Source organism: Leuconostoc miyukkimchii (genome assembly GCF_019656055.1).
In the GTDB taxonomy this organism is placed as follows: Bacteria; Bacillota; Bacilli; order Lactobacillales; family Lactobacillaceae; genus Leuconostoc; species Leuconostoc miyukkimchii.
This window is the reverse complement of the sequence record NZ_BPKY01000004.1, coordinates 168,267-179,935: the sequence shown is the minus strand read 5'-3', so window position 1 is coordinate 179,935 and position 11,669 is coordinate 168,267. Positions and strand designations below refer to the sequence as shown.

The 11,669-nt window shown below is 37.7% G+C and carries 10 protein-coding genes and 1 pseudogene; 1 reads left to right on the top strand and 10 read right to left on the bottom strand.

What is annotated here, in order from left to right:
• The 10 genes and pseudogenes from K5Q13_RS05355 to K5Q13_RS05310 all read right to left on the bottom strand — a co-directional run.
• A partial coding sequence (locus tag K5Q13_RS05355) for a KxYKxGKxW signal peptide domain-containing protein (protein ID WP_220740677.1) occupies nt 1–244 on the bottom strand: 244 nt, incomplete at its 3' end.
• Between the two features lie 195 nt (nt 245–439).
• On the bottom strand, nt 440–799 hold the full coding sequence (locus tag K5Q13_RS05350; protein ID WP_220740676.1) for a DUF1304 domain-containing protein: 360 nt from the start codon (nt 797–799) through the stop codon (nt 440–442).
• Nucleotides 800–1,756 carry an NADP-dependent oxidoreductase gene (locus K5Q13_RS05345; RefSeq protein WP_220740675.1) on the bottom strand — a complete coding sequence of 319 codons (957 nt, stop codon included), beginning with the start codon at nt 1,754–1,756 and terminating at the stop codon, nt 800–802.
• 17 nt (nt 1,757–1,773) lie between these two features.
• Entirely contained in the window at nt 1,774–3,114 is a 1,341-nt protein-coding gene (locus K5Q13_RS05340; protein ID WP_220740674.1) for a dihydrolipoyl dehydrogenase family protein, read from the bottom strand.
• Entirely contained in the window at nt 3,115–3,570 is a 456-nt protein-coding gene (locus tag K5Q13_RS05335) for a MarR family winged helix-turn-helix transcriptional regulator (protein ID WP_220740673.1), read from the bottom strand.
• A gap of 150 nt (nt 3,571–3,720) precedes the next feature.
• Nucleotides 3,721–4,623, bottom strand: a complete 903-nt coding sequence (locus K5Q13_RS05330; protein WP_220740686.1) for an ROK family protein — start codon at nt 4,621–4,623, stop codon at nt 3,721–3,723.
• Nucleotides 4,624–4,755: 132 nt separating this feature from the next.
• The gene (locus tag K5Q13_RS05325) at nt 4,756–5,256 is read right to left on the bottom strand and encodes an RrF2 family transcriptional regulator (RefSeq protein ID WP_220740672.1); all 501 of its coding nucleotides are present in this window, start codon (nt 5,254–5,256) and stop codon (nt 4,756–4,758) included.
• Nucleotides 5,257–5,311: 55 nt separating this feature from the next.
• The gene (locus tag K5Q13_RS05320) at nt 5,312–7,657 is read right to left on the bottom strand and encodes a YhgE/Pip domain-containing protein (RefSeq protein ID WP_220740671.1); all 2,346 of its coding nucleotides are present in this window, start codon (nt 7,655–7,657) and stop codon (nt 5,312–5,314) included.
• A gap of 135 nt (nt 7,658–7,792) precedes the next feature.
• Nucleotides 7,793–10,495, bottom strand: coding sequence for a bifunctional acetaldehyde-CoA/alcohol dehydrogenase (adhE, locus tag K5Q13_RS05315; protein ID WP_220740670.1), 2,703 nt, complete (start codon nt 10,493–10,495; stop codon nt 7,793–7,795).
• Between the two features lie 247 nt (nt 10,496–10,742).
• Nucleotides 10,743–10,856 (bottom strand): annotated as a pseudogene (locus K5Q13_RS05310) (SDR family oxidoreductase); the annotation flags it as partial.
• A gap of 84 nt (nt 10,857–10,940) precedes the next feature.
• Here K5Q13_RS05310 and K5Q13_RS05305 point away from each other — a divergent pair.
• Entirely contained in the window at nt 10,941–11,621 is a 681-nt protein-coding gene (locus tag K5Q13_RS05305; protein WP_220740669.1) for a DUF6198 family protein, read from the top strand.
• Nucleotides 11,622–11,669: the final 48 nt, after the last annotated feature.

The window sequence follows — 11,669 nt, the reverse complement described above, 5'->3', positions numbered from 1 at the left end:
CTTTTGATACATTTCCATTAGGAACCGGTTCCTTTTTGTCGCTAACAATAACCGTCCCTGGCACTTGTTTATCAGCATTCGCTACTTTTTGAGTCACTTGTGCCGTTTGACTTACTGTGGTTGTATCAGCACTTACTGTTGTGGCACTGGCTACACCCATAACGGCCAAAGCTGTAGCCGCGGCCACCCAACTTTTACCAGACTTATACAATTTTTTTCTTGTAATTGTTTTTTGATCTTTCATTAAATATATCCCCATATTTATTCAATTTGACTAGAATTTTTTAAATTCAGCTATCATACATTCTACCATTAATTGTCAAACGTTTTAAATAAAAAATATATTTCGTAATAACATAGTGATAAAAATGACACAATCTAAATATTTTCAATTAAAAAAGTAGTAGCATAGATTATGCTACTACTTTATGATTATATTTTAATGAAGATATAGTGCAACTAACGCGATTGCTGCTGGCAATCCTTGTACAAGAATTATTTTGCGTGTGGCTGTTAAGCTACCGTAAATCGCTGCAATCAAAACAAACAACATCTCCAATTGCAACATTAATATCTGTTGTGGACCATTTAACAAGAATATTGTGGCAAAAATCAATGCACCCAACAATCCGTTGTAGATACCCTGATTTCCCAACAATGACTTTGTTTCCGGAATTTTAACAAATGATTCTTCTAATTCAAAGGCTTTAGCTTGTTGCGGTGTTGAACCAAATATCTCAATAATCATAATTCCAATGGCTTCGATTGCTACCAAAGCTGTTATACCATATGCAAACATTTATTTCTCCTCTTTTTCGGTTACTTTAACCTGAACTACAATTTTACCACGCGCATGGTGTGTTTCGCTACGTTCATGCGCAGATCGTATCCCGCGTGTCGTCAGTGGATACACTGAATCTAACACAACATCTAATGTCCCATCAGCCATAGCATCGGCCAATATAGCTAAATCTTTCCCATTTGTATCAAGCCAACCTTCTGTGACTGTCTTGCCAGCTGTCTGTTTTTGTTTCTCAGTCAACTTTGCCGAAACTGTCACAAAATGACCACCGCGTTTCAAAATAGCAATCCCATTATCAATATCACCAACCATATCAAAAACAGCATCATAGTCTGATAATACATCAACAATATTGTTTAGGTGATAATCAATGACTTGATCAGCACCTAAACGCTCAACAAAATCACGATTACGCTGGCTCGCTGTTGTAGCAACATATGCCCCTATTTTTTTGGCCAACTGAATGGCATAAATACCAACACCCCCTGCACCTGCTTGGATGAGCACTTTTTGACCAGCTTTAACTTGCAGTTGACGTAGCATCTGTAGGGCCGTCAACCCAGCTAATGGCACAGCTGCAGCGGTTTCAAAACTAATATTTTCAGGCTTAAGTGCTAACTTATCTGCTTTGACAGCTGTATATTCAGCATACGATCCATTTTTACCCAAAAGATCAATATCTGGTCGTGCAAAAACTGCATCCCCCACGTGAAAATTATCGACATCATCACCAACTGCAACAATTTTACCCGCAACATCCCACCCCAAAACAACAGGAAATTGCCATTGAAACCTGGCCTGTAATAGACCTTGACGAGCTTTATAATCAATTGGATTAATACTAGTCGCCACATTTTCAACTAAAACTTCATCTGCCTTAATTACCGGCACTGCTATATCAACAACTTCTAATTCATTACTGTCGCCATATTGATTAATTATAGCTGCTCTCATATGTGCTCTTTCCACCTTTAAGCTAAATAATTTGCGATCATCGGCAACACAATTCCTGTGTGCGTTGGGAAAGCAAAAATTTGAGATTTGATATCATCACTCGTATAATGCTGATTAATCACTGGGACCAATGCATTGATTACTTCAGGTGCAAAATCCCCTATTAAGGCTGCTCCCACCAGTTGCTTCTCTTGATTGACAATGATTTTAATTGCTGCGTGAACATCATTTAGTGTTTGAAAACGCATGATTTGGCCATAAGGTATTTCAATAACCGTCAAGTTTGATTGTTTTTTAGCTTCAGCTGCCGTGACACCAACTTGAGCCAGACGTGGCAGTGTGAAAGCTATCGTTGGTACAACTGGATAATTAATTGGTGTCTGATCACCCAACAAGACGCTGGCAATATAATGCGACTCAAATGTTGCTGTTGGTGTTAACCGCGCAATTGATTTTGAAATGACATCACCACTCGCATAAATATTAGCAATACTCGTTTGTAGATGGTTATTTACTAAAACACCTTGACGATCAAAATCAACCTGAATGTCATCTAAGCCTAGATCATCAATATTAGGCACACGACCAGTGGTGTCCATCACATAGTCAACTTGGTATGTGTCACCTTGTACTGTTGCCACAAGATATTGCCCGTTTTCAAGTTGTGATACTTCTGAAACAGCATGATTAAAGGCAAATGTAATACCTTTTTCAGTCATATCTGCAACCACTGCTTGTGCATAGTCATTATCAAAACCGTTTAACGTGTGGTCACCATATTCAATCACAGTCACATCACTGCCAGCAGCATGTGCTATTGAAGCAAATTCCATGGCAATGTAACCAGCGCCAATGAAGGCCATTGATTTTGGCATATTTGGTAAATCTAAGAAATCAGTACTATCATGTGTCAATTCTGTACCAGTAATTGGTAATTTTGCTGGACGTTGTCCAGTTGCAATGACGAATTGATCAGCTGTATAAGTTTCTCCAGCAACTGTGATAGTATGTTTATCTATAAATTTAGCATGTCCGGCAATAATATCAATGCCATCAACAGAAAGCATTTTTGCCAATCCATCTGATAAAGGATCAATCACTCTGTGCTTGTATGCCATTAATTCTGGCCAGATAACATCTGGCGTATCGTTAATTCCGATACCATGATAGTGGTGCAAATGATGAATCATTTCAGCTGGCCCATCAAGCAAAATTTTAGCGTTGCAACCAAAATTCGTACATGTTCCAGCAACTTTGTTTTCCTCAATCAATGCCACTTTTTTGCCAGCACGCGCTAATGTCTGAGCACCATGCCAAGCTGCGTGACCACTACCAATAAAAATCACATCATATATCATCTATTTTTCTTCCTTTTCTATCAACATACTTTGTAAAACGCTATTGAGTGCTTGATTTTCTTGAAGTACATCAGCCAACGGACGACCGCTACGCTGCAATAAAACATTGCGTATCTCATCGACTTCGGCAAGAATTTTTTGAAACAAACGTTGCTTATCATCGGCCATTGCTAATACTTTGACACGTTTATCTTTTGTACTCTTAACTTTGACAATCCAATTTTTTTGAACTAATTTATCAACAACAGGTGTAAGCGTGTTACTCGACAATTCAAGATCTGCGCCAATATCCATCATTTTCAACGCACCACGTTGGTGAATAATCAGTAAACTCATATATTGTAGGTACGATAAATCATATTGTTCCAAAACACGACCATACAAACGGTGAAAATAACGATTTGTGTTATAAACCGATAAGCATAGTTCATCATATAGATGTTCATCTTGTGCCATGTCGACTCCTTGTTTTGCGCTTTATGTTTAAATTATATCGTATACGACATATATTGTAAATCAAATTAAAAGGATGCCCTATGAATCATCCTTTAATTTGGAACAAAATGTTCACCCTCGACAAATCGCTGACCATTGCTTGTAAAACACCTATTTTTCATCATTAATGACTAACAACAAATGGTAAATTGCACCATATAGATTAGCATCATTACTAAATTTGCTAGACATGATTTCTGCCGGTGTCAACGTGTTGGCAATTATTTGTCTATGTGCAAATAATTTCTGATAAGCTTTTTTAATCTCAGTTGCTACAATAGGTTGAGCAGAGATACCGCCACCTATCACATAACGTTGCAAATCTACAACAGATTGTACATTATGGATTAATAAAGCAATTTCAGTTACATATGCCTGAAATAATGGCCAGGCTTTCTCGTCATGCCGATTAATTGCCTCAAACACTTGCAAACCATTATGTTTATCAGGCAAATTAATTTCTGTTGCAATTCGTTCAATCATGTTGACTGCACTGCCCAGCGTCCCAATCATTTTCTGCCATGGTAAATCAACGTGATAAGACAAAAAACTCAATTCTCCTGCCTGAAAATGTGTACCAGAAAATAATTCTCCATTCAAAATCAGACCACCACCAACACCTGTTCCTAAAACAATAGCGGCACCATTTTTAACACCTTTCAGGTTACCAAGCCAAAGTTCAGATAACGCTGCTGATTTCCCGTCATTTTCTACAGCTACTGGAATAGAGAGTTTAAGCATTTGTGGTAAATTGATTTTGTCCAAAAATTGTAACGCACCACCACCATAAATCGTATCATCAGCGTGATCAACCTTACCAGGAACACTAATGCCAATGCCTTTTACATCATGAATATATTGTGCAGTAATTACTTTTAATTGCTGTAAAAATGATGCCAAATCAACAGACTGTGTTGGCTCGCTATGTTTCTCAATTAATTGTCCAGCACGGTTAACAATGCCGTATTTAACATTTGTACCACCAATATCAATAGCCAAATAATTTAAATCCATCATCACACCTCTTTTTATTTTAATTAAAAAATATTAGATATTTTGCCGCTTCTTAAACAGATTGTAACACAAAAAGAAAACGCTTACATTAATCAAAAATGTTTTCTTAACAAAAAAACGACCATCAGGTCGTTATTCAACTGGCATATGTCGCCAATCAATTTTATCAAACTTATCAGCATTAATATGATGCAATAATTTTGAAATGGTATAGTTTTTTAATCGTTGTTTAAAATCTTGTTCTGCCTCATTGAATACAGATAAAACATCATCAGTTGCAACTTCCAACGCTTGTTGAACATCTTCAAACCGACCATTTGATTCTTGATTTAAAAAAATACGATCAGCTAATTGCGTTGAATGAATGAAACTATTATCACCCTCTATGGCTTCGTAAACATCTAACAACGTTATTTGACTAATTGGGCGTGCTAATCGAAAGCCGCCCTCTTTGCTAGCAATTGCTTGAACAATGCCTGCAACAACTAATTTTCGCATTGTTTTCTTGAGATAGGATTCTGAAACATCAAGACGATCACTTAACAAATAACTCTTTATAGGCAATTGGTCTTTTTGCAAAGCTAACATGACCAAAACGACTAAACTTTGTTCAACTGCAGATGACATTTTCATAATATTCTCCAAAATTAAAATCTATCGTTATAACAGTTTTGAATGAACTAAATATTTAGTCTGCCCAAAGCATCTGATTATGTTGCAATTTCCAATGATAGACGCCCAAAGTTAATACCATTGAGACAATACCAACTGTTAATAATACCGTTAAATCAGTTGCAACACTGCCCCCAATAGATATTGTTTCACGGAATGCATGAACTGAATAAGTCATTGGCACCCAATAATGAACAGCTTGAAAGAAACCATTAGATAGTTCAATTGGGTATGAACCGGCACTCGCACTCAATTGCAACACCATCAAGACTAACATTAACCCAGATCCAAGCTTACCAAATAATACATTGAAGAACAAGACTAATTGGTTAAATGAGAATGCAGCAACTAGTGCAACGACAAAGACCATAGCAGGTCTTTGTGCGGTCAACCCATCTACTATAAACAATAAGCCTGTCATAATAATGGCCTGTCCTATCCAAACTGGAACGTTGACTGTTTGTTTATCTGCCCACCAAGCAAAACCACTGCGTGGCTTTTTTGCTACCGTCACAAAGTCATAAATCGTACTAAATGTTATCATACCAACAAATAACCCAACAGACATCATATATGGCGCCATTCCAGTACCGTTGTTTTTAACATGAGACAAATTCTTCTGTGAGCTTTTAACAGGCTGCGTCAGCGCATTCACATTACTTTTACCACTGTGAACTGCTTCCAACTTAACAGCCCCATCTGCTAGTTTGGCTGCTAATGTTTGTGTGCCGTTTTGTGCCTGATTTAATGCTGAAACAGCTTGTGACGTTCCTGTTGCCAATTGAGCTGCCCCTTGATTCAACTGACCAGCACCACTATTTAATTGACTATTTTTAGCCGTTAACTGACCCAGTCCACCATTAAGTTGATTAACACCACTAGCAAGTTGTGTATTGCCACTGGCTAATTGACTCGCACCATTGTTAAGTTGTGCTGTGACTGAAGCCACTTGTTGTTGACCTGTGTTCAATGTCGTTGCGCCATCAGCGAGCTGTTGCGCCGCTGGAACAAACCGTTGTGACAAAGTTTGACTAATCGTTGTCAAACTATTAGTCAATTGGGTGATGGCCTGTTTGTTACCTGCCTGAGCGGCTGCAACACCTGCTTTAAGTTGGGGCAACTGCGTTTTAAATTTTTCAAGCTGTGGTAATAATGCTTTTAATTGATTCAATTGCGATTGTAAATCATTAGCCGCTTGACCACTTTGTGTGAGATTACCATTCAAGCTCGCTACCGTCTCTAATAACTGATCAGCTATTTCATTATTTTGTCCTTGTGATTTAAGCTCACCGGCTAATTTAGCAATATTTTTAGTATCTACTGTTGCGCCACTCAAACCCTTCTTTAGGTTATCTCCAGTTTGATTCAGACTACTTGGATCAACTGAACTATCAGGAACTTGAATCTGGTTAACTTGAGAAGTTAATTCTGCCAAACCTTTTTCTAGTTGGTCCAATTGAGGCGCACTTGCGGCCTGTCCTTTTGTTATACCATCACTCACTTCTTGCAGTTTTTTTGTTAATTCTTGTGCACCAGTTGCTAACTGTTGGCTTCCTTCAGCTAACTTAGGCGTGTTTTTTGCCAATTGCGATGTCCCTGACGCTAATTGATTGGCACCAGTTGCTGCTGAATTGGCACCACCAACTAATTTATTTGAACCACTATTAACTTGGGAAACACCGTTTGTATATTGATTCACACCATCAGCCAAAGAGGAAGTTCCTGATGTAAGTGATTGAGCGCCATCGTTAAGTTTTTTCGTGCCATCTGATAATTGACCTAAACCGTTATTGAGCTGACTAGCACCATCAGCCCCAGCCTGTAAGCCTTTTTGAGAAGACCTTGTTGCTGACAAAATTGTTGTATTATATACCTTTTGCAAGGATTCAGTGACACTGTTGTGTATTTTATCCGCTGCAGAGCTTGTCATTTTTTCAGCAATGAAACTCTCACCAGCGTTATGCGCAATTGCAATTTTTGAAGGATTAGGCTGATTATTTAGTAACGTACCTGAGTTACTTGTAAAGTCACTAGGAATAGTAATTGTCATATAATACTTGCCTTGTGCGAGGCCTCTTTTGGCTTGTTTCTCGGATACTTCACTCAGTTTTAACGGTTGTTTTTTCATTAATTTATCCGTTAAATCAGTTCCTAAGTGCTCAACCTTACCATTAATCTTTGCTGGTTTATCTTGGTTAACAATAGCTACTGGTAAATTGTTAACATTGCCGTAGGCATCCCATAATGATGACAGAAAAATAACTGCATAGATACTAGGAATTAAAGTTATACCGACTAACAATAATTTTAAACCGCGAAACTTACTGATTCGCTGCCATTCTGCACTTTTCCAAAATTTCATGTCACAAGCCTCTTTTTTCGTGTACTTTATTTGTCTATGGATATATTATATACACGGAGAAAAATTAATGCAAACAAAAAAGCAAAATCTCTTTTGCTTTCTGAAACAAATTGCTATATAACAATTATTTTAAAATTAAAGTTGATCCATCAACAATTGCTTAATTTCTTCCAAACTTGGTTGGCGAGGGTTGCCAGGCGTGCACTGATCATTGTAGACAAGATCTGTCAATTGATCAATATTTCTTTCTAAATCAGCCTTTTTAACACCATTACCTGTCAATGTTTGGTCAACTTCTACAGACTTTGCCAAGTTCTTAACGGCAGCAATTAAAGCGTCAACTAATTCAGCATCGGTATTACCTTTCAAACCAAGATAACGAGCAATGTCAGCGTAATCTTTTTGTGCTGTGTAAGTTTCGTAACGTGGGTATGGTGTGCGTTTAACGTTCCCTGTTACCGCATTAAACTTGATAACATGAGGCATAGCAATTGCAATAGCCAAACCGTGTGGCAAACCGAACTCGCCACCTGTCTTATGCGCCAATGAGTGGTTAATGCCTAAGAAAGCATTGGCAAATGACATACCTGCTAATGTTGAAGCATAGTGCATCTTAGTACGTGCATTTTGTCCTTCTTTAGTTGGTTGCTTTGAATCGTACTGATATGAAGTCGTCAAGTTTTCAAAAATTAACTTGATTGCTTGCAAAGCCCAAGGACGCGTGAATTCTGATGACATAACTGATACATATGACTCAAAGGCATGTGACAAGGCATCCAATCCTGAGAATGCCACAGTGCGCTTTGGCACCGTCATCACAAATTCAGGATCAACAATCGCTACTTCTGGTGTCAATTCGTAATCAGCAAGTGGATACTTAACGTGTGTCTGATCATCAGTAATAACTGCAAATGGTGTGACTTCTGAACCAGTTCCTGACGTTGTTGGAATAGCAACCATTTGTGTCAAGCGTGCATGATAGAATTTCACAATACGCTTACGAATATCCATAAACTTTTGTTGTAATTCCATAAATAGATCTTTAATAGCTTCTTCATCTCCTAGAATACCCTCATGACGTGTTGAATATTCATACAAGAAACGACCTATTTTTCCAGCATCAAGTGCTGAACCACCACCAAGTAAGATCACTGTATCTGGCTTGAAGGCTGCCATTTGACGCGCAATATCAACAGCCTGTGACAAAGTGGGATCTGGATTAACTGAACCGTAAATGCTTGTTTCAACTTGTTCTTGACGTAATTCAAGTTGACTCAACACCTTGCCTACAAATCCAAATTGTACCATGCCAGGATCTGCTACAATGAACGCCCGCTTGACTGCTGGTAATTCTTGCAAGTAAGTGATGGCATTTTCTTCGTAGTAAACTTCTTTTGGTAAACGAATCCATTGTGGACGATTACGACGACGCGCCACAGTTTTAATGTTCAGCAAATCGTATGTTGATAAATTGTGAGACAACGAATTTTTCCCCCATGATCCGGTACCAAGCGTCAAAGATGGGCGCATAGCATCTGTATAAATATCGCCAATACCACCAATTGAATCAGGTTGATTCACTAATATTCGTGAAACGCCAATGGCATCTGCATATTCTTTAATAAATGGATCGTCTTGTGAACCAATTTGAATTGCGGCGTTGTGTCCTGCGCCTTGATAATTCAACAAGGCTTGCACTGTTTCGATTGCCTCATCACGTTTTTCAACCTTATAAATTGAAAGCAATGGTGATAACTTTTCAGATGATAGGGCTTCACCAATATTTTTTTGGTCTAATTCGAACAATAAGACATCTTTACCTTCAGGAATTTTTACACCAGCTTGCTCAGCAATCCACTGGCCAGACATACCAGCAACTGGTCCTGCAACACCAAATCCTTCAGCATTTGGCTTAAAGACATAATCAGCAATTTTCTTGTAATCTTTTTTAGGTACTAGGTAAGCACCTTGATCTTGTAACTTTTGCAAAACTTCATCATAAATTGGTGCTTGAATAACTGCTGAGTTTTCAGTGGCACAAATCATACCATTATCAAAACGCTTTGATAACAATAAGTCAGAAACCGCACGATCTGTATCAACAGTTGCATCAAGATAGATGGCACCGTTTCCAGCACCAACACCCATTGATGGGTTACCTGACTTCAAGGATGCATTAACCATTGCAGGACCACCAGTTGCCAAAATTGAAGCAATACCACGATTTTGAATCAGGGCAGTTGTGCCATATATTGATGGCTTTTCAATCCATTGGATGAAGTTCTTTGGTGCACCAGCTTTCACAGCAGCATCATAAACAATTTTTGCAGAAAGTGCTGATGATTTTTGCGCTTGTGGATGGAAAGCAAAGATGATTGTATTTCGTGTTTTAGCTGTCAACATTGCCTTGAAGATTGTTGTTGACGTTGGGTTTGTTGTTGGTACAATACCTGCCAACACACCTAATGGCGCAGCTAATTCAACTTTCCCTTGAATCTTATCTTCGCTAATCACACCAACTGTCTTATCAAACTTAATGGCGTTATATACTGATTCAGATGCAAAACGATTTTTGGTATCTTTATCCTCTACCACACCACGACCAGTTTCATCATGGGCTGCGTGAGCCAACCTTAACGAGTTTTCTGAACCTGCTAATGCCATTGCCGCTACAATTTTATCTACTTGTTCTTGTGTAAACGTTGAAAATTCTGCTAATGCTTTCTGTGACTTTTCAACCAATTCGGCTGTCATTGCCTCGGCTTGTGCTTGTAGTTCTGCTTTTTCTTCAGGTGTTAGAACCTTTTTTGCGGTCTTTTTTATAATTGCTTCTACCATAATATTTTACTCCTTTTTGTTTGCTCATTACTTAACAATGTAAGTATATAACACCTTCATAAAAAAAGCAAGCTTATTTATTTAAATCTTTAAAACATTGATATAAAAGAACTTGTAAGCGTTTTATTTTTAATTTATACATTGTGTAGAAATATACAATAACAAACTCATTATCACTTATACTGACAATTTAAAAATCTGAAAATTAATATAATTTTCAGATTTCATTGTGACTACCTATTCATTTTTAATGGAACACCATGCCGCCATCAACAATAATTGTTTGACCCGTCACATAATTTGAATCATCACTAGCCAAGAAACCAACAACATTGGCGATATCATCTGGTTCAGCTAATCGACAGTTTATGAGTTTTTACAAAATATGTACGTTATTTCCTAATATTAGTTATAATGAAATCATTATGTTTCTTGGGAGAATTGTATGTACTATATTGATGGTCAATTTTATCAACTTGGTTTCAAACAAAAAATCAGTTTTTTTATAATTTCTTTGGTTCTTAATTCATTTGGCAATGGTTTAAGTGTTGCATCTACCATGGGATCTGCGCCCTGGACCGCTAGTGCAGCTAATTTATCCAATGCTACCGGCTTACCAATTGGTATATTTTTGGGATTAGTAGCTATCTCTATCGCTTTTTTAAATATGTTTCTTGCCATGAGTTTTAACTGGCCACGATTACTTGGTAATATCATTTTTGGTCTATCGTTTAGTTTCTTAGTGAGCTTTTTTGCCAGTTTCTTTATCAGCATAGGCATTCATTCACTTGCTTGGTGGATTCGTTTACCCATTGATTTTTTTGCCGTCTGGACAATTGGTGTCGCAATTTCAATTTACCAACGTGTGAACTGGATCTTACATCCCCTAGATGATTTAACAAATATTTTACGTTTTGATTATTTTCATGGTAATGCCTCTAAAGCACAAATGAGTAATTTTATTGCTGCTATTGCACTCTCTTTGTTTGCTTTTATTTTTAGCCACCAATTTGTTGCACTTGGTCTCGGAACATTGGTCTCATTTCTATTTCAAGGACGAAACATCGCTTGGTCCGATCGTTATATATTTAAGCATCTTGTTCATGGTGATATCAGAGGCAATTAAAAAATCGCTAGGCCAATAAATAGCCTAGCGATTTTTTTATTTTATATA

What these genes read in the sequence shown, in the direction of transcription:
- K5Q13_RS05350 (WP_220740676.1), bottom strand. Translation starts at nt 799, where the DNA reads ATGTTTGCATATGGTATAACAGCTTTGGTAGCAATCGAAGCCATTGGA.
- K5Q13_RS05345 (WP_220740675.1), bottom strand. Translation starts at nt 1,756, where the DNA reads ATGAGAGCAGCTATAATTAATCAATATGGCGACAGTAATGAATTAGAA.
- K5Q13_RS05340 (WP_220740674.1), bottom strand. Translation starts at nt 3,114, where the DNA reads ATGATATATGATGTGATTTTTATTGGTAGTGGTCACGCAGCTTGGCAT.
- K5Q13_RS05335 (WP_220740673.1), bottom strand. Translation starts at nt 3,570, where the DNA reads ATGGCACAAGATGAACATCTATATGATGAACTATGCTTATCGGTTTAT.
- K5Q13_RS05330 (WP_220740686.1), bottom strand. Translation starts at nt 4,623, where the DNA reads ATGGATTTAAATTATTTGGCTATTGATATTGGTGGTACAAATGTTAAA.
- K5Q13_RS05325 (WP_220740672.1), bottom strand. Translation starts at nt 5,256, where the DNA reads ATGAAAATGTCATCTGCAGTTGAACAAAGTTTAGTCGTTTTGGTCATG.
- K5Q13_RS05320 (WP_220740671.1), bottom strand. Translation starts at nt 7,657, where the DNA reads ATGAAATTTTGGAAAAGTGCAGAATGGCAGCGAATCAGTAAGTTTCGC.
- adhE (WP_220740670.1), bottom strand. Translation starts at nt 10,495, where the DNA reads ATGGTAGAAGCAATTATAAAAAAGACCGCAAAAAAGGTTCTAACACCT.
- K5Q13_RS05305 (WP_220740669.1), top strand. Translation starts at nt 10,941, where the DNA reads ATGTACTATATTGATGGTCAATTTTATCAACTTGGTTTCAAACAAAAA.